16 protein-coding genes and 1 tRNA gene are annotated in these 17,922 nt (G+C 52.6%); 3 read left to right on the forward strand and 14 right to left on the reverse strand.

Annotated features, from left to right (window positions below; translation table 11 throughout):
• The first annotated feature begins 108 nt into the window (after nucleotides 1-108).
• The gene (locus tag G9Q38_RS14400; protein ID WP_166132140.1) at nucleotides 109-1,386 is read left to right on the forward strand and encodes a bifunctional O-acetylhomoserine aminocarboxypropyltransferase/cysteine synthase; all 1,278 of its coding nucleotides are present in this window, start codon (nucleotides 109-111) and stop codon (nucleotides 1,384-1,386) included.
• An 8-nt stretch (nucleotides 1,387-1,394) separates the two neighbouring features.
• On the opposite strand, the gene G9Q38_RS14405 is transcribed toward G9Q38_RS14400, so the two are convergent.
• Complete coding sequence (locus G9Q38_RS14405) at nucleotides 1,395-2,315, reverse strand: complex I NDUFA9 subunit family protein (protein WP_166132141.1); 921 nt, start codon at nucleotides 2,313-2,315, stop codon at nucleotides 1,395-1,397.
• Nucleotides 2,316-2,356: 41 nt separating this feature from the next.
• Nucleotides 2,357-3,355, reverse strand: coding sequence for an AraC family transcriptional regulator (locus G9Q38_RS14410; protein WP_166132142.1), 999 nt, complete (start codon nucleotides 3,353-3,355; stop codon nucleotides 2,357-2,359).
• Nucleotides 3,356-3,446: 91 nt separating this feature from the next.
• On the opposite strand from G9Q38_RS14410, the gene G9Q38_RS14415 reads away from it, so the two are divergent.
• Complete coding sequence (locus tag G9Q38_RS14415; RefSeq protein WP_114421525.1) at nucleotides 3,447-3,980, forward strand: 2,4'-dihydroxyacetophenone dioxygenase family protein; 534 nt, start codon at nucleotides 3,447-3,449, stop codon at nucleotides 3,978-3,980.
• A 14-nt stretch (nucleotides 3,981-3,994) separates the two neighbouring features.
• Here the strand turns inward: G9Q38_RS14415 and G9Q38_RS14420 are convergent, their stop codons facing one another.
• Nucleotides 3,995-7,660: an indolepyruvate ferredoxin oxidoreductase family protein gene (locus tag G9Q38_RS14420; protein ID WP_166132143.1), complete on the reverse strand. Its 3,666-nt coding sequence runs from the start codon at nucleotides 7,658-7,660 to the stop codon at nucleotides 3,995-3,997.
• A 161-nt stretch (nucleotides 7,661-7,821) separates the two neighbouring features.
• Between G9Q38_RS14420 and G9Q38_RS14425 the strand changes: the two genes are divergently transcribed.
• Entirely contained in the window at nucleotides 7,822-8,730 is a 909-nt protein-coding gene (locus G9Q38_RS14425) for a LysR family transcriptional regulator (protein WP_166132144.1), read from the forward strand.
• A gap of 21 nt (nucleotides 8,731-8,751) precedes the next feature.
• On the opposite strand, the gene G9Q38_RS14430 is transcribed toward G9Q38_RS14425, so the two are convergent.
• The 11 genes from G9Q38_RS14430 to G9Q38_RS14480 form a co-directional block, all read right to left on the reverse strand.
• Nucleotides 8,752-10,065, reverse strand: a complete 1,314-nt coding sequence (locus G9Q38_RS14430) for a TRAP transporter large permease (RefSeq protein WP_114421522.1) — start codon at nucleotides 10,063-10,065, stop codon at nucleotides 8,752-8,754.
• A 3-nt stretch (nucleotides 10,066-10,068) separates the two neighbouring features.
• Nucleotides 10,069-10,587 carry a TRAP transporter small permease gene (locus G9Q38_RS14435; RefSeq protein ID WP_166132145.1) on the reverse strand — a complete coding sequence of 173 codons (519 nt, stop codon included), beginning with the start codon at nucleotides 10,585-10,587 and terminating at the stop codon, nucleotides 10,069-10,071.
• Between the two features lie 81 nt (nucleotides 10,588-10,668).
• Nucleotides 10,669-11,640, reverse strand: coding sequence for a TRAP transporter substrate-binding protein DctP (gene dctP / locus G9Q38_RS14440; protein ID WP_166132146.1), 972 nt, complete (start codon nucleotides 11,638-11,640; stop codon nucleotides 10,669-10,671).
• A gap of 180 nt (nucleotides 11,641-11,820) precedes the next feature.
• On the reverse strand, nucleotides 11,821-12,912 hold the full coding sequence (gene ychF / locus G9Q38_RS14445; protein ID WP_166132147.1) for a redox-regulated ATPase YchF: 1,092 nt from the start codon (nucleotides 12,910-12,912) through the stop codon (nucleotides 11,821-11,823).
• A 125-nt stretch (nucleotides 12,913-13,037) separates the two neighbouring features.
• Nucleotides 13,038-13,796: a CPBP family glutamic-type intramembrane protease gene (locus G9Q38_RS14450; RefSeq protein ID WP_166132148.1), complete on the reverse strand. Its 759-nt coding sequence runs from the start codon at nucleotides 13,794-13,796 to the stop codon at nucleotides 13,038-13,040.
• On the reverse strand, nucleotides 13,786-14,382 hold the full coding sequence (pth, locus tag G9Q38_RS14455; RefSeq protein WP_166132149.1) for an aminoacyl-tRNA hydrolase: 597 nt from the start codon (nucleotides 14,380-14,382) through the stop codon (nucleotides 13,786-13,788). Before pth ends, G9Q38_RS14450 begins: the two co-directional genes overlap by 11 nt.
• A 111-nt stretch (nucleotides 14,383-14,493) precedes the next feature.
• Nucleotides 14,494-15,126, reverse strand: a complete 633-nt coding sequence (locus G9Q38_RS14460) for a 50S ribosomal protein L25/general stress protein Ctc (RefSeq protein ID WP_114421516.1) — start codon at nucleotides 15,124-15,126, stop codon at nucleotides 14,494-14,496.
• A gap of 100 nt (nucleotides 15,127-15,226) precedes the next feature.
• The gene (locus G9Q38_RS14465) at nucleotides 15,227-16,177 is read right to left on the reverse strand and encodes a ribose-phosphate pyrophosphokinase (protein WP_166132150.1); all 951 of its coding nucleotides are present in this window, start codon (nucleotides 16,175-16,177) and stop codon (nucleotides 15,227-15,229) included.
• Nucleotides 16,178-16,300: 123 nt separating this feature from the next.
• A tRNA-Gln gene (locus G9Q38_RS14470) sits at nucleotides 16,301-16,377 on the reverse strand.
• Nucleotide 16,378: 1 nt separating this feature from the next.
• On the reverse strand, nucleotides 16,379-17,356 hold the full coding sequence (gene ispE, locus G9Q38_RS14475) for a 4-(cytidine 5'-diphospho)-2-C-methyl-D-erythritol kinase (RefSeq protein WP_166132438.1): 978 nt from the start codon (nucleotides 17,354-17,356) through the stop codon (nucleotides 16,379-16,381).
• A complete protein-coding gene (locus G9Q38_RS14480; protein ID WP_166132151.1) occupies nucleotides 17,353-17,922 on the reverse strand; it encodes an outer membrane lipoprotein LolB in 570 nt (189 codons plus the stop codon). Before G9Q38_RS14480 ends, ispE begins: the two co-directional genes overlap by 4 nt.

Raw genomic sequence — 17,922 nt, forward strand, 5'->3', positions numbered from 1 at the left:
AATGGTCACGCGCGCCGTAAACCAGAATGTTTTGCTATGCTTGAGCACGCTATTTCAATTAAAACAAACCCGACATTCATCTAACACAGTTTTTGTGAGAAACTCATTATGAAACTTGAAACACTTGCCGTTCACGCCGGCTTCAAACCCGACCCAACAACCAAGTCGGTTGCCGTTCCCATTTACCAAACAACCTCATACGCATTCGATAGCACCCAGCATGGTGCCGACCTGTTCGACCTGAAAGTACCCGGCAATATTTATACGCGCATCATGAATCCCACTAACGGCGTGCTGGAAGAACGTGTAGCCGCACTGGAAGGCGGCGTGGCAGCCCTGGCGGTGGCATCCGGAATGGCCGCCATTACCTACGCAATCCAAACGATTGCCCAAGCCGGCGACAACATTGTTTCTGTCAGCAAACTCTATGGCGGCACCTACAACCTTTTTGCTCATACCTTTCCACGCCAAGGTATTACCGTTAAATTTGCCCCGCACAACGATGTTGCCGCCCTTGAGGCTTTAATCGACGACAACACCAAAGCCGTATTTTGCGAGACAATCGGCAACCCGGCCGGCAATATTGTTGATATTGAAGCATTAGCCCAAGCCGCGCATCGTCATGGTGTACCACTTATTGTCGATAACACGGTGGCATCGCCTGCATTGTGCCGTCCCATCGAATACGGCGCCGACATCGTGGTGCATGCGCTCACAAAATACATGGGAGGCCATGGCACCACCATTGCCGGTTGCATTGTCGACTCAGGAAAGTTTCCCTGGGCGGAGCATAAAAGCCGCTTCCCCATGTTGAACGAGCCCGATCCTTCGTATCACGGTGTCGTTTATACAGAAGCATTTGGCCCGGCGGCATTCATTGGTCGCTGCCGTGTCGTTCCCTTGCGTAATACCGGCGCAGCCTTGTCGCCATTTAACGCGTTCCTGATTCTGCAAGGAATTGAAACCTTGTCACTGCGGATGGAACGGCACAATGAAAATGCGCTGAAAGTCGCCAACTTTCTGAAAAATCACCCGCAAGTGTCCTGGGTGAACTACGGCGGCCTGCCGGACCATCCCGAACATGGTCTGGCTAAAAAATACTTTGGGGGTTTACCCGCAAGCATTATGTCGTTCGGCATCAAAGGCGGCCACGCTGCGGGCGCCCGATTTATCGACGCGTTGCAACTTATTCTGCGGCTGGTCAATATCGGCGACGCAAAATCGCTGGCATGCCATCCGGCATCAACGACGCACCGTCAGTTAGGCCCCGAAGAGCTGAAATCGGCTGGTGTTACCGACGATATGATTCGCTTGTCGATCGGTATTGAACATATCGACGACATTCTTGACGATATCCGCCAGGCGCTTGACGCAGCCAAAGCATAACTCAGAAGCTAACGCCACCGCGCCAGATACCGCGGGGCAACAGCCTCAAGGGGTGTGGGAATCATGTCAAGCGAGGCGGGCATAGGGGTTGCGCTTACGTTATCAACCTTCAACGACTCCAGATTATCGCGCGACATTAAAGGGTCTCCGGGCAGCTTTTCCAAAAAGCAAGCCTGGAGGCGCGCCACACTGGCCGGCAAACCAATGACGGGCCTTGGGTGCCCGCCCCACCGAGCCGCCTGGGCCACCAGTTCCGCCAGGGTATAAACTTCAGGCCCCGCTAAATCATACACTTGGCCAAAATGCCGGCTTTGCCCCATCACTGCGGTAATCGCTTTGGCCACATCGCCCACAAAAACCGGCTGCAGGCGCGATTCGGCCCCGGCTATGAACAAAACAGGCAACCAACAGGCCAATTGCGCAAACAGGTTCATGAACCTGTCATCGGGTCCAAAAACGACTGAAGGACGAAATATCGTCCAGTTACGCATTTGCGAGGCAGCGAAAATATTCTGAATTCGTGATTCGCCCTCCATTTTGGAGCGCAAATACGCACTGGGCGCATCTGTTGACACCCCCAGGGCACTAATATGAACAAAATGGGAAACCTTATACCGACAGCATAAGCGGGCCAGCATTTCCGGCAATTGCACATGCGCTTTGTCGAAATCAGGGCCCCATGGCGTACCGTTGCGGCTGTGCAGTACGCCTACCAGATTCACAACAACGTCGGCTTTTTCAACTAAAGGTGCCAGTGTCTCTTCCCGATGAACATCGCCTGAATGTAACGTGACAGTGGGCAGCGGCAAGAGCGCCCTTCCATGAGCGTAACGACGCGTTGGCACCGAAACAAAATGTCCGTCGGCAACCAGACGGGCGATCAAGTGGCGGCCAATGAAACCGCTTCCTCCTATTACCAATACTTGCATAATCCCTCTCCGTTTACCACCATAACCCAATCAACCGGCACTCATTTAACAACTAAACACTGTTCACGAAACTGCCGTGGGGAAACACCGTAAAACCGTCGAAACGCCGTGGAAAAGTGCGCTTGAGAGACAAACCCCGAGCGCCCCGCAATTTCCGCAATAGGCAAGGTTTGGGTCGACGGCATGGTGAGCAGGTCGCGCGCTTTTTCTAACCTCTGTTGCCAAACCGCTTCGGTCAGTGTCGAGCCAAATTGCACGAATAGACGCTCCAATGTACGAAGCGACATCCCCATAAAAGCGGCCAATTGCTCGCGATCAAAACCGGAATTCGCGGCCCTTTCCGAAATAAAAGCTTTCGCGCGCGCATAACGCAGTTGAGCGGTTGAGTCGCGCCCCCGGGAAACCGTTGTACCCATTGCCCGCCCGATGAGTGATTGAACACTCGTCGCCACGCAATTCGCCTGGCTTTGCACCGGTAGCTGAACAAATTTGGTCAGAATACTCACAAACGAAATCATGTCATACCGATCGAGCCGATGATTTTGACCGACCAGCACAGGCCCATGCAATCGCGGCCAACCTTTGCATTGCGCCATCTGTATATCCAAATCAACCAGAATCTGCCGCATTGGCTTTGAAAACCCGAACAAATAAGGCTGATCAGTGGCGTACAGCACCGCGTCTCCAGGTTCAAGCCACACTTTCTGACCATTTTGCAGAAAATAGCCACGGCCATCGACCAATACACTGGCGAACAAGGCATCTTTAGGCAGACGCCTGACCATCGACGGGCCACGCTCTATTTCATGCGACGAGCCGCGAATATCGCTTAAACGAACACGGCCCAAGTCGTAGTTGCGTTCGTATGCCTGCAAAGCAACGCCATTCAATTCCCGACACGTCAAGCCGATGAGTTCAACTGCATTATGTTCTTCCCAATATGCGATCCGATGCTCAGGATCAACCTGGTCGGTGGACGCCTCTGTTATCGGAACATATTGGCCGGATACTTGATCGACCAGCTTGTGCTTCAGTTGCATATAAATTGTCGCCCTGAGAAAAAACAAGCACAGTGTCTTTTTCTAGAATGACTAAGCATAGCACTGGTTTTATTGTTAAAGGAGACATGCCATGAGCGAATCAAAAGGAAATGAATTCTGGCGTTCAATTCCCCCAATCAAAGACGTATTCAAACCCGACGCCAAACCGGAAGCGTATATTTCAAACGCGGCCACCGACGACATGAAATACTACGTTCCGTTCAGTGAAACTGTCTGTTCGCGGCCGCTATGGATTTCACCATCCGAAAACAAATGGGCCGACATTCTGCGTGCAGATGCGCCCGGAATGGTTAATCGCCATTACCATCCCCACGAGGTTTTTGCCTACACCATCTCGGGCAAATGGAGCTATCTTGAACATGACTGGGTGGCGACCGCGGGTGACTTCGTTTACGAAACGCCGGGCGAAGGCCACACGCTGGTTGCACACGAGCACGAAGACCCGATGCGCGTATTCTTTATCGTTAAAGGGCCACTGATATGGCTGGACGAAGAAGGCAACTCCGAGGGCCATTTCGATGTTCACGACTACATAGCAATGTGCCGTGAACATTACGAAAAAGTGGGTATCGGTGCAGACTACATCAATAGTCTGTTCCGATAACCAAACGCAACCAACTACAGAGAGACCGCCACGGGAATGACTCGTGGCGTTCCGCGCCCCTGTTCTAAATCAGTGAGTAACTCCCTCGCCCTCTGCTTGGTTTGTTCAACGTTTTGCGATTTCACATGCTCGTAGCCGCGGATACCATCGGGCAATGCGCACAACGCTTTGATCGTTCCCATATTGGTAGCCGACACTTTGGGCAAAACACTGTCAAGCAGCGACTCATACCAGGCAATCAATTCACGCTCTTCACGACGCACTTTCAAGTAACCGAATGGGTCAAGCGGTGAACCGCGCAATGCTTTACCTTTCGCCAACACAGACAACACAGGGCGAATCCAGGGCCCCATCGCCACTTTCCGGTTCAGCCCAAACCAACGCATGAACGGTGGCTGAAGATTGAATTTCAACCGCACAGGGCCGGTAAACATTTCCTGAACGCGAGCTTTAAAGGTTTCCTGCATAAGTAGACGAGCAACCTCATACTCATCTTTATATGCCATTAATTTGTACAGATTGCGCGCCACTGTCTCTGTCAGGGTGCCGTCGAACTGATCGTTGGTGGCGCTTTGCTCAAGCTGCAAAACCTGCTTCAAACGATTAATGTAACGCGCAGCATAACGTTCACTTTGATATTCGATCAGATCGGCTACACGCAATCGAATCAAGGCTTGTAACCGTGCGCTTGTATCACCCAAACCCAGTTGGGCGACCAAACGGTCAACCCGGCTATCATCCAAGCCGCGGCGTGCGCGCTCGGCAACTCTGTCGGCATTGATGGTGTAGGGACGATGCAGCATCTGCGTCAATTTTTCGGGATCACACTGCGACATACGACCGGCACGGAACGCCAATAGATTCACCTCGATCTGGCGACCATTCATACGAATGGCCGTTTCGATGCTCTTGGCCGAAATAGGTAATAGGCCGGCTTGATAAGCCGCGCCAATGGTGACCATATTTGTCATGACGTAATCGCCGAACAGGCCTTCGGCAATGCGGCGCGCATCAACTACCACCACGGCCTTGCCGTCTGTCGCTTGCGCGATTGTGCCCACCATATCGTCTTTGGGGAGCACAATGCGCGGGTCTCGGATCATATCGGCACTGGGCATGACGTCGGAGTTCACTACCGCCTGCGTCAGGCCGGGCTTGGTACACGCCAGATTGTTCTTATCAACCGCCGCCAGCAGGTCAAGCGCCAGATACAGGTTGGCTTTACCGAAACCCACCCGGTTGGAAATCACCGGGCGACCGGGCGCAGAAATAATGAGGCTGGACAGCACCGCCCCCCACTTCTGGGCAGCCCCAGTCTGGTCGTAACTCTTCACCTCGCTGCCATCCAGCGTCGCGGCTTGCGCCAAAATTGCATTTGCCGTAATGACACCGGTTCCGCCCAAACCGGGAACATAGACGTTATAGGGGGTACTGATGGCCGGCAAAACAGGCTCGGGTAATGTGGAGGCATCAATTTCCTGCAAAGGCGGCTTGCGCAAACGCGTTCCCTCGCTGACTTCGACCGTCACAAAGGAGGGGCATTCGCCTTTAATGCAAGCCTGATCCTGATTACAGGAAGATTGATGAATTTGGGTTTTCGCGCCAAACTCAGTATCGACCTTCTGCAGCGACATGCAATTGGCCACCTGCCCGCAATCCCCACAGTTTTCGCAAACATCTTCGTTCACCACCGTGTATTTGGCGGGTGGAGGCAGCTTGCCGCGCTTTTGACGTCGGCGGCGCTCATTGGCGCACTCCCCATCATAGATCAGTACGGTCGTACCCTCAATTTCCGACAACTCAATTAAGGAGGGTTCAAGATCGGGGACCGTGCGAAGGGAAACTTTCGCGGGCATGGCTTTGCCGTTATAGCGTTCCGGTTCTTTGGCAATGATGACAATTTTTTTTACGCCTTCCAGCGACAGGTGCTGCACGAGGTCGTAAACAGAAGGCGACCCAACCGACTCTTGCCCACCGGTGTTCGCAATGACCCCGTTGAACATGATCTTGAACGTAATGTTCACCCCGGCTGTAACGGCAAACCGAATGTTCATGTAGCTTGAATGCATCAGCGCGCCATCGCCCAGGTTCTGAACAATATGTTTGCGAGAAGTATAAGGAGCCAGCCCAATCCAGGGCAGGCCCTCTCCACCCAATTGCGTCACCGCTTCAATACGTTTGTCGGGCCGCTCCATAATGGCCGCAAATACGTGACAACCCGGTGCGCCCCAGGCAATTTGACCCGGAGCCAGCTTGGTCGACACGTTATGAGGGCAGCCGGAACAGAAATTCAAGGTACGGCGCGGCTGGGCACCGTAATCGCGCTTCGCAATGTCATCCAGCTCTCCCAGACGGCAGCCCGACGGCGCCGGTAGGTTGATGTCTTTTGCCAACGCCCTGCTTAGCAAAACAGCCACCATATCGCTGTTCATGCCACCTTCCTGAGGGAACAGGATTTGGCCGTCCTCGTCGAACTTGCCAACAATTCGCATGGGACCAATCTCGCAAACAGCCCGCCCAATTTGCCGTTCAAGAAAGTCGCGTTTCTCTTCCACCACAATCAGTTTTTTCAAACCCCGGGCAAATTCCCGAACAAAATCGTAATCCAAAGGACAGAGCGCACCGATTTTGGCAACGCGAACACCAGCGGCCTGCAACCCATCCTCATCCAGGCCGAGATCTTCAAATGCCTGCATGGTGTCGGCATAGGACTTCCCTGCCGAAATAACACCAATAGTGTCGTGATTGCCGGAGACAGTAATGCGATTCAGATTATTCGCTTTGATATAGGCTAAGGCGGCGGCGTGCCGCTCAACATACAACTGGCGTTCGGTTTCAACGTTGAAGACTGGGAAAAACTTATGGTTGGCCACTTTCTTGAATGGCTTGCCATTAACATTGAGTTTGGGCGTTATTACCTTGAACTGATCAGGGCGAAAATGCACTACTTCACCACCGTCACATAGCGCCCCGACCAGCTTCAATGCCACCCAACAACCGCTATATCGCGATAGTTCGGCAGCATGCAAACCATACTCAAGAAACTCCGAAACGGTGGCTGGGTATAACACCGGCATACCATGATGTTCAAAGGCAAATTCCTGCTGGTAAGGCACGCTTGAGCTTTTTGCTTCGTGGTCTTCACCGCTTAGAATCACGACGGCCCCGTGTTCGCTGGTGCCGGCAAAATTACCGTGCTTAAGGGCATCGCCCGACCGGTCCACACCGGGGCCTTTTCCATACCAATAACCGACTACGCCGTCTACATCCGGGTGCGGATGCTCATTCAACATTTGCGTACCCATTAAGGTTGACGCAGCCAGTTCTTCGTTCTGTCCGGGCAAGTGTTTGATACCGTACTTATCCAGCATCTTGCGCGCCTGATTCAGCGCGATATCGTAACCACCCAAAGGAGACCCGGGGAAACCGGTAATGAACGCCCGGTTACTTAAGCCTGCACGCCGATCGCGTCGCATCTGCTCGATGGGCAATCGAATCAACGCCTGAATACCGCTTAAAAAAACGGCGCCGTTCTCTTGCTCATACCGGTCGTCCAGGGACGGGACGTCCACTTTCCGGCCCGGATCATTATCATTGCCTGGATGATCCGGCAGCAAACCTGCCTTACCCTGATCCAACCACGATTTGGCAACAAGATTCAGTGAACGATATTGAGTCATAGATTAAATTCCCGAACGAACGCAAAGAAACCAGCAAAAACACACCACAACGCCCGGCAAACGAGCGATGGATCAACTTATCAGCGTAGGGTAATATGGTGGGATCAATAAATCCAATAGATAGTTTATTTTTTACGTATAGAAATGATCTATACTAAATCATGGACTACACACATACCCTCGACGTTCCGTTGCTTAAAGCCTTTGTGGCCATTTATGAAACGGGCAGCGTCACAGCCGCCGCCGAGCGGCTGACACTCACGCAACCCACAATAAGTTATACGCTGGCCCGCTTGCGTGAGATTCTGAACGACAGGCTTTTTATCCGGGAAGGCCGCACCATGGTTCCAACCCGGCGTGCGCAGGATTGCTACGAAAAATTCCGTGCCATTTTGCATCAGATTGATGAACTGGTTGATCAGCAACGTGCGTTTAACCCCACACTGTCGAACCGCCGATTCAGGTTGGCCATGTCGGATATTGGAGCATTGGCGTTTTTACCGCCACTGCTTAAATACATTCAGCACAATGCGCCAGGTATCGAAATCGAGACAATGCAAGCGCCGCCGGAAACGCTCCCGGAAGCGTTGGCGTTAGGAAAAATCGATGCCGCCGTTGGGAATTTGCCGCTCATCGGCAAACTGACTGAAAGCGCGCTGCTATTAAAAGAGGAATACTGGTGTTTGCTGTCGTCGAGCCATCCCACGATCAAAACGCAATTGAGCCTGGAGACCTACCTGACCGCGCGCCACGCCCATGTATCATCGGAACTAACAGGCCACAAACACTTGGAGTCCATTCTTCGTAACGCCGGCATCGTCAGGAAAATTGCCCTGCAGGTTCAACAGTTCACGGTGTTGCCGCACTTAATCACATCAACGGATCTTTTGGTTATTGTGCCAGGCACCATTGGGCGCATGTTTGAAGGATATGGTGGCCTTAAATTACTGCCCCTGCCTTTTGAGGTGCCGCCGTTAGAGGTGCGGGTTCACTGGGATCGCCAGCAGGGGCAAAACGCGCCCCAAGCCTGGCTCATTGAAACAATCCGTAAAACGATGAGCAACCTTTAAACAACAGCGTTGCAGCAAGCCTTATCTCATCAGGCTGGGTAGCCATAACCCGATTCCCGGGAAAATAAGCACCAGGATCAGAACTGTGAACATCATTGCCAGGAATGGCATTGCTGCGCGGTAAACCGTTTTGATTCCAATACTTTCCGGCGCAATCCCTTTCATGACGAACAGCAGCAGCCCAAATGGCGGCGTGAGGAATGCCATTTCCATGGTGAGAAGATAAATAACACCCAACCAGATTAGGTCAATACCCACCGAATTAGCTACCGGGATAAAAAGCGGCACCGTTATCATGACCATGCTGACCTGATCGATGAAGCAACCCAAAATAAGCAACACCAGAATCATGGCTAGCAACACCATAAACGGGTCGGCGCCGGCATTGGTAATAAGGCTCACCATGCCCGAGGTGGCACCTGAAAAAGACAAAATCTGGCTGAAGGTGGTGGACGCCATAATGATGAAAAGAATCATGGCGCTGGTGCGGGCCGTTTCGCGCAAAGTAGCCCAAATAACCGACCAGCTTAAGCAGCGATACCCGGCGGCGGCCACAAATGAGGCAATAACACCCAGGGCAGCCGATTCGGTGGGTGTTGCAATACCACCCAACAACGAACCCACTACGACAATGAGAATACCGGACAAGGGAACCACGTAAATCAAAAACGGCATCCAGCGATCTTTCAGGCTGCGCTGTACGGGATCGTCGGCAGGGGCGTCTTGAGGCCGCAATTTCGCCCGTACAACGATATAACCGAAAAATAAAGTCGCCATGATGAGCGCCGGCAGAATACCCGCGATCAACAATCGCGAAATCGACATCCCCGCCAAACTACCTACCAGAACCGCCAAGGCGGAAGGCGGGATCAACATGGCAATCCCACCCGTCGCCATAATGGGACCCATCGATAAGGTGGGGTGGTAGCCCCGGCGCAACATCTCGGGCATGAGTGAACGACCCAACATGGCGGTGTTCGCAATGGTTGACCCCGATAAGGCCGAAAAAACGGTACCTGCAACTACAGCCACTACCGACATTCGCCCGGGTATCTTGGTAATAAGCCGTTCAATTGCATCAATTGCCTTAAATGCCATACCCGAGTGCAATAGAATTTCACCCATAAGGATGAACAATGGTATGGGGGCAAGATTATAGTTTGTAATGGCGGTGACCACGTTGCGGGTCATCTGAACCAACCCAACCTCGCCGCCCAGAAAAATGAAAGCCCCAACAATATTGACGCCAAAAAAGCTTACTGCTACAGGCAACCCCAGGAGAAGGCAAAATGCCAGCGTACCCACCAAAATCGAAAGTGCGACGGTCCATTCCATAATTTAAACCTGATTTCCTGAAGTTGCTGTTGAGGGATGAATCAGGCGACTCAAAAACAAAAGAAAGAACTCAATTGTCATTAAAGCCATGCCAAAGGGAACGAAAACGTTTACCCACCACTCTGGGATTGTGAACGATTTATAAACCATGCTGGAGCGCTCGAATGCGTTGATGGTTGCTATTGCACTGTAATAAAACACAATCAGGCAAATTACTGAACCCAACAACGAAGCCAGAAGAACAACGTACCGACCATATCGCTGGGGTAACACGGATGTTATGACATCGACACTGACGTGGCTTCCTTCCCGCAAAACCCACGGTGCGGCAAACACCGTTGCCACATACATAGCGTACTCTGTCGCTTCAATAACCCAAGGCATGCCGGAATCCATGACGTTGCGCATGAAAACGTCGGCCCCGATAAAGAAAGCCATTAAACCAAAAATGAACCCGGATATGACGGCAAGACAAGTGATGAGTCCATTGTATGCACGCGCGACAGGATTGGGGGATGCCATGGTAGGAGCCGATTGGATAAGATAGACACAAAACGCGCATCGGGCTGAATGCCCGATGCGCCACTAACAGAAACCGCAACGTTACTCTTTGGCCAGCAACTCACGCAGACGTGCAGCAGATTCAGGCGCAACTTCTTCTACCTCTGCCCAACCAGACTCACGTGCCTGGTTAATCCACTTTTCACGCTCGGCACCGGTTAATTCATAAACAACCATACCGGCGTCTGCCTGTTTCTTCTTCTCTGCTTCGTTAATGGCTGCGTTCTCTGCATTCAAACCTTCAAGCCACAGCCCCATTTCCGTCAGGAAGGCACGCTGCTCATCGGTCAGTGAGTTCCATTTGTCGAGGTTAACCAAAGCGTTCACCTCGACCTGATAAAAACCAGGGTCAACGCGTGCTTTGGTCACTTCGTGCCAACCTAAATCGAGAATGCCCTGAATCGGCCAACCGTAGCCATCGGCCACACCACGCTCCAACGTTGTATATACCTCGGACGGGGGCGTTTGGATGGCATTTGCACCCAACTTCTCGAAGAAGGAACGATAAACGGGCGTCACGCGAAGTGTAAGACCGGAAAGATCTGCTTTCTCGACGGGCTTGTTCACATACAAATGGAACGGCACCCCTTCACCCGAGCGTGCAAGGTACCAGACATTCATTTTCTTGTTGTGCAGCTCATTCAGCAGCTCCCAACCCCCGTTTTCACGCAACTCGCTCATGGGGCGTTCGGTAAGCTTGATTGCAGCACCTTCAGGCAGCAGGTTTGGATAAAACGCGCTGGTGACATAAGCCATATCGACAACACCCGACGACACGGCGTTACCGATTTCAAAAGGAGGAATCGCGGAAGGACCACCGATAAGATTAATTTGAACCAAACCTTTGCCTTCCTTGTTGACGTGCTCAACAAAACGCTCGAAAGGTTTGGCAACCACTGAACCCGGCTGGAACGCATTCACAGCGCGTAGTACGACTTCGTCGGCCGAAGCGGAACCCGCCGCAAAGATCGTAGCAACCGCCAGCGCACTGGCAACTTTCTTTAATAATTTCATTCTTCGTCTCCTGTTGTCTTACAAGCAAGTTGTGCTGAAGTCTGTCATGTAACGGCGGATTATTGAACTAGGACTTGCCCCATGGACTTCAGCGATAGCGTAATCGGCGCTATATGATTTATCCAATAGATAAATTGATTGTTACATATAGATGCAGCAAATAATTTTACACTTAAACTATTAAACGTTAAACAAGAAGTTTAATACATCACCGTCTTTAACGACGTACTCCTTGCCTTCGGCACGCATTTTGCCCGCCTCTTTCGCGCCCTGCTCGCCTTTACATGCGATGAAATCGTCGTAGGCGATCGTTTGTGCGCGAATAAAGCCTCGTTCAAAGTCGGTGTGAATAACTCCAGCCGCCTTCGGTGCGGTATCCCCGATACGAATCGTCCAGGCACGTACTTCTTTTACGCCGGCGGTGAAGTATGTTTGCAAACCAAGCAAGCGATAGCCTGCACGAATCACACGATTCAACCCGGGTTCGTCCATGCCCATATCCGCCAGAAACACGGCCTTGTCTTCGTCTTCAAGATCAGAAATTTCAGCTTCTACCGCAGCGCAAACCGCCACCACCGGCGCATTTTCGGCCTTGGCGTAATCCTGAACCGCCTTTAAATACGGGTTATTTTCGAAACCGCTTTCAATGACGTTTGCCACATACATACAAGGCTTGGCGGTAATGAAACACAAAGGTTTCAACAACAACAGGTCGTCCTCATCCAAACCCAAAGAACGCACGGCTTTCGCCTCATTTAAAGAGGGAATCACTTTCTCGAGCAACGACACCATCCTGGCTGCTTCTTTATCGCCCGCCCGCGCCGTTTTCTGGTGACGCTGAAGTGATTTTTCGGCGGTCGCCAAATCGGCCAACGCCAACTCTGTATTAATGACTTCAATGTCAGAAACGGGGTCAACACGCCCGGCTACGTGAACCACGTTCTCGTCTTCGAAACAGCGCACTACATGCACAATGGCATCGGTTTCACGAATGTTGGCAAGAAACTGGTTCCCCAAGCCTTCGCCTTTGGAAGCCCCTGCAACCAAACCCGCAATGTCAACGAACTCCACCACGGCGGGCAACACGCGTTCGGGCTTGGCGATTTCAGCCAGGGCCTGCAAGCGCGGATCGGGCACTTCAACCACGCCGACATTCGGCTCAATCGTACAAAAAGGATAGTTTTCAGCGGCGATACCCGCCTTGGTTAGCGCGTTAAATAAAGTTGATTTACCAACATTGGGTAAGCCAACAATGCCACATTGCAAAGCCATGGAAGTCCTTAAATTAAAGTCACATTCGATGCGCGATTGTAACCCGAGCAAAAAATTAGTCAGGCACGCTGTCGGAACAAGTGGAGGGCGCTTCGCCGCGCTCTTGCGGCATCACACGATTGTGATTACTGGGGTGGCAACCAACTGATCACCAACCAGATCACCAAAAGCGGGCCACCGTTAAAAATACCATGGAGCACCATCGCCGCACCGATACCCCGGCGCACCCGAAGCCAAGCCAAAGCCAAACCGGTAACCCATTGCGGCAACACCAGAAAAGGCAGTAACCACAATGGTGTTTCATTATAAGAAAAGTTACCTAAATGCACGGCGGCAAACAGCAAGCATGACAGATGTACCACCACCCCGAAATAACGGCGGTAGGTTTTGCGTAACCGCCAGGGTAGCGGCTTTGGAGCAGCACTCGACCGAAACAAATAGGGCCACCAGCACGCCAGCACAACCAACCCAACCAAAAAAGCCGAACCCCATTGCGGGCCTGATAACAAGGCATAAACGCTCACGGGTACGAGCCACAGCGCGTGCCCCGGCATGCGAAGGCCGTAGCGAAACACCAGTTCTTCCACGATGGGTGCCCAAACAAGCGCCTGCAACCAGGGCAAAGCGTCGAGACGCAAGCGGTGCTCGGCCCCGCCCGCGCCGGCGGCGGCAACGGCAATTGGCCCCAATACCACCATATTCATTAGCCAAAGCAAGCCGGCCCATTTCAGTAGCCGCGCAAAATCCAGATGAGCAAACCAGTCTTCCAGCCACCCTCTGCGCGCCGACCGGCCAGGCAAACGACGTAGATTGGGTTGCTTGATGAAGGCAATAAAGTCGCGCAGTTCAGCGGAAAATGAGGGCCACGCCACCTTAACTCCCATTGCCACTATGCAACTGATTGATCGCCTGCTCAAACCGGCCTTCAATTAAGGCAGGCACAACAGCACGGCAGCGATCGAGTGCAGATTCGATTTTTAACGTGTCTTCACGCCGCGGGGGATTCAACACAAAGCCCACCACCTGTTGATTCAGGCCCAGCGTACGAGGATGCCCGATACCGATACGCAAACGCCAGAATGCGGCGCTACCCAATTGGGATTGGATGTCGCGCAGGCCGTTATGCCCCGCATGACCGCCGCCTTGCTTCAACTTCGCATCTCCGGGAAGCAAATCCAGTTCATCGTGCAAAACAAGAACTTGCTCAGGCATCAGCTTATAAAACCGCATTAACGCGCCCGTTGCCTGCCCGGACCGATTCATAAACGTCATCGGCTTGGCAATGATAACGGCGTCGCCTTGAACACGTGCCTTGGCAACCCACGAAAAAAAAGATTTTTCAATGCTGAATTGAGCGGAAAGATCGCGCGCGACCTGATCGGCCAGCCAAAACCCGGCGTTATGGCGGGTAGCATCGTACTCCGGCCCCGGGTTTCCCAAACCCACTATCAATCTGATGCCAGTCGTCATATTGGCCTATGCTTTTGTATATTAAGCGCTAACTGTAAAACAAAACCCCTGACGGCAACGACCGGCAGGGGTTTCAGAACCCGTCGCAACGGGATATAAAACGCGAATGAATTAAGCGTCGTCGGACGAGGCTTCTTCACCTTCGGCTTCGTCGTCATCGCTACCACCAGCGTTCTTGGCGCCGCCCTTAACCAGGGCCACAGCCAATGCAGGGTTCGTATCGCCGCCGTGCGCAGCAAACGTAACACCCTTGGGCAAGGTAACCGCATCAAGGTGAACACTTTCACCCGCAACCATCTTGGCCAGATCAACCTCAATGAATTGAGGCAAGTTGGCGGGCAAGCAGGTAATTTCCAGTTCAGTCATCACATGACTGATAACCGCGCCACCCAACTTCACGGCGGGAGACGTTTCACCATTCACGAAATGCAGCGGTATCTTGGTAGTAATAACATGCGAGGCGTCTACACGTTGAAAGTCGATGTGCAAAACGAGCTGCTTGTATGGGTGCCATTGAACCGCACGCAACAATACCTTCTGCTCTTTGCCATCGACATTCATGTCGAGAATAGAGGCATGGAACTCTTCCTTGCGTAAGGCATGGAAAATTTCATTGTGATCAAGCTCAATGTTCAACGGCTTTTCTTCACCGCCGTAAACAATGGCGGGAACACGGCCTGCGTGGCGCAGGCGGCGGCTCGCACTCGTACCTTGTACGCTACGCAAAGTGGCATTAAATTTCATGGAAAACTCCAAATCGGGCTTTAGACCCAGAAAAAAACACAGCTAAATTGCTGCAAACACCTGCGGGAGGCCGCGACCAGCGCAACCCGCAGCCAAAAAATCAATCAACGAACAACGAACTTACCGACTCGGCATTCGAAATACGCAACATCGTCTCGCCTAACAGGGAGGCACATGAAAGCTGGCGAATCTTCCCACATTCTTTAGCCGGTTCCGAGAGCGGAATGGTATCAGTTACAACGAGCTCATCGAGATCGGAGGTGGTGATTCGCTCAACCGCCTGACCCGACAGAACCGGATGAGTACAGTAGGCATACACACCCAACGCACCGCGTTCCTTCAACGCCTGTGCTGCCTTGCAAAGGGTGCCGGCGGTATCGACCATGTCATCCATAATGATGCACGTGCGCCCCTCTATTTCACCAATAATATTCATCACTTCCGACACGTTGGCGCGCGGGCGACGTTTGTCGATAATAGCCAGGTCGGCTTCAAGTTGCTTTGCCAGTGCGCGGGCACGCACCACACCGCCGATATCGGGCGATACAACAACAACATCTTTATAGTTACGGCGCCAGATATCACCAAGCAAAATGGGCCCGGCGTAGACGTTATCAACGGGAATGTCGAAGAAGCCCTGAATTTGATCGGCGTGCAAATCCATTGTCATGACGCGATCCACACCCACCACCTGCAGCATATTGGCAACCACTTTGGCGGAGATGGAAACACGCGCGGAACGTGGGCGACGGTCTTGGCGTGCGTAGCCAAAATAAGGCAAGGCCGCTGTAATGCGGCCTGCGGATGCGCGACGTAGCGCATCGACCATTACCATGATTTCCATGAGATTGTCGTTCGTGGGCGCACAGGTTGGCTGCAGCACAAAGACGTCTTTGCCACGCACGTTCTCGTTGATCTCAACCATCACTTCGCCGTCTGAGAAACGACCTACCGTCATTTTGCCAAGCGACATATCGAGATGATTGACAACGTCAACGGCCAGACGGGGGTTGGCTGTGCCGGTAAAGATCATGAATCTGTCTTGTGCCATGATGAATGGTATAGATTCCGAAGCGTTAAATAAGAAAAGCTGTTGACCCGTACGCCCTATTCGGGGTCGACTCAACAGCTTGGCATTTATTGCAAGCCTTGCATAGGCTTCATACAAGAAGGCTGGCTGGGGAAGAAGGATTCGAACCTTCGCATGCTGGAATCAAAATCCAGTGCCTTAACCAACTTGGCGATTCCCCACCTAACTGTTTAACCAGTGATACAAAGGATGTTCCTGCAAACCCGAGCAAACCCAAGTGTTGCTAACGACCTTTGTACTGTCGTTTCCATAGCACGCTATTTTAGCGACAATTTTTTGTTGAAATGCCTGGGCGTGCTCAGTTGTTACAAATTCAACAAACAAACAAGCCCCGGAACCCGTCATTCTTGGCTTTAAACCTAGCTCAAGCAACAAATTATATGCTTGCTTAACAATAGGATAACGTGCCAAAACAATAGGCTGCAAGTCATTCCAACCATACAAGGGGCGCACCCCATTTTCCTGGCTGGTGCCAATAACGTTTAAACCGGCCGACTGCGCCACCCTTAACCTGTTATCGGCTAACTTTTGCCACTCAGCAAAGTCCGTAATTATGATGGGCTTTGTATCTCTTGTCAAATCAGGGTCGGAAAAAACGTGTCCTGTCGCCACGTGCAGAGCAGGTTGAACAACAACATAACTGACGCTGCTCAGCTCAACGCGTTGCAGATCTTCACCCACACCTTGCGCAAAAGCGTTTTGCCCGAATACAAACACCGGCACATCGGCTCCCAACGGCAGGGCCAAACGCATGAGCTCGGCACGCGACAAACCTGTTTTCCAAAGACGGTTCAGGGCAATAAGCGTGCTGGCGGCATCGCTTGATCCGCCCCCCAGGCCACCACCCGAAGGAATGGCTTTGCGATACTGAATTTGTGCCCCTAACTTGACGCCCGTTGCCGATTGCAGCGCCCGTGCCGCCCTGACAACCAGGTCGTCGTCTGAACTCAGTCCGGCCAACGGTGACTCACAGACAATCTGCCCGTCGGAACGTACCTCAAAATCCAGGTAGTCACACAAATCAATAAAGCGAAAAACAGACTGCAGGAGATGATAACCGTCGGGGCGACGCCCTGTGACGTGCAAAAACAAATTCAATTTGGCGGGAGCCGGAACGTCGTAAAGCGCAGACAAATTTATGCCCCATCAACAACCAAACGAACACGAACCTGTTGCGTATCATGACGCCGTTCAAGCACGAGCATACGGGGCCCTTCATTGTCGTAACGGGAAAGCCTGACCGCCCAGCCATTCGAAACAAGCGCCGTCGGCCGCCCATTTTCGCCTCGCGTTACTTGGGTTGCCGCTGCATCGACTTCCCCTTGAAGCCACTGTTTAAGCCCCCGTATGGGCATGTCGGTTCCCACAACCTGTGCCAAAAGCGCATCGGCATCCGGCGCAACCTCGCGGGAACCGTCGCTTCTAATCAAGACCGCTCGCGCGGGACTGATTTCCACCCTGACCAATACCGACCCCATAGGGTTTGCCAAATCCAGCTGTTGTGTTTGACCCGAATCGCGCCAGGCGAACCCCCCCTGCACGGCCTGCGGCGCCGTACCCGGCTCAGTGACCGTTACGGCAAACCGCCCGGTTCTGCTAAATGCCGAACGGTCGGTACCCTGAATCGCCGGCGGCGATGCGCATGCCGCCAGGAACGCCAATAGCGAGAGAACAACCCACACACGCATGAAGAGCCGCTGCGACAT

The sequence above is a fragment of the Pusillimonas sp. DMV24BSW_D genome (assembly GCF_011388195.1).
GTDB lineage: Bacteria > Pseudomonadota > Gammaproteobacteria > Burkholderiales > Burkholderiaceae_B > Neopusillimonas > Neopusillimonas aestuarii.

Excerpts from the sequence above, each read along its gene's own strand:
- G9Q38_RS14410 (WP_166132142.1), bottom strand. The coding sequence starts at position 3,355 with ATGCAACTGAAGCACAAGCTGGTCGATCAAGTATCCGGCCAATATGTT.
- G9Q38_RS14480 (WP_166132151.1), bottom strand. The coding sequence starts at position 17,922 with ATGTCGCAGCGGCTCTTCATGCGTGTGTGGGTTGTTCTCTCGCTATTG.
- G9Q38_RS14450 (WP_166132148.1), bottom strand. The coding sequence starts at position 13,796 with ATGGGAGTTAAGGTGGCGTGGCCCTCATTTTCCGCTGAACTGCGCGAC.
- G9Q38_RS14465 (WP_166132150.1), bottom strand. The coding sequence starts at position 16,177 with ATGGCACAAGACAGATTCATGATCTTTACCGGCACAGCCAACCCCCGT.
- pth (WP_166132149.1), bottom strand. The coding sequence starts at position 14,382 with ATGACGACTGGCATCAGATTGATAGTGGGTTTGGGAAACCCGGGGCCG.
- G9Q38_RS14425 (WP_166132144.1), top strand. The coding sequence starts at position 7,822 with ATGGACTACACACATACCCTCGACGTTCCGTTGCTTAAAGCCTTTGTG.
- G9Q38_RS14405 (WP_166132141.1), bottom strand. The coding sequence starts at position 2,315 with ATGCAAGTATTGGTAATAGGAGGAAGCGGTTTCATTGGCCGCCACTTG.
- G9Q38_RS14435 (WP_166132145.1), bottom strand. The coding sequence starts at position 10,587 with ATGGCATCCCCCAATCCTGTCGCGCGTGCATACAATGGACTCATCACT.
- G9Q38_RS14400 (WP_166132140.1), top strand. The coding sequence starts at position 109 with ATGAAACTTGAAACACTTGCCGTTCACGCCGGCTTCAAACCCGACCCA.
- G9Q38_RS14415 (WP_114421525.1), top strand. The coding sequence starts at position 3,447 with ATGAGCGAATCAAAAGGAAATGAATTCTGGCGTTCAATTCCCCCAATC.
- G9Q38_RS14430 (WP_114421522.1), bottom strand. The coding sequence starts at position 10,065 with ATGGAATGGACCGTCGCACTTTCGATTTTGGTGGGTACGCTGGCATTT.
- ychF (WP_166132147.1), bottom strand. The coding sequence starts at position 12,912 with ATGGCTTTGCAATGTGGCATTGTTGGCTTACCCAATGTTGGTAAATCA.
- G9Q38_RS14420 (WP_166132143.1), bottom strand. The coding sequence starts at position 7,660 with ATGACTCAATATCGTTCACTGAATCTTGTTGCCAAATCGTGGTTGGAT.
- dctP (WP_166132146.1), bottom strand. The coding sequence starts at position 11,640 with ATGAAATTATTAAAGAAAGTTGCCAGTGCGCTGGCGGTTGCTACGATC.
- G9Q38_RS14460 (WP_114421516.1), bottom strand. The coding sequence starts at position 15,126 with ATGAAATTTAATGCCACTTTGCGTAGCGTACAAGGTACGAGTGCGAGC.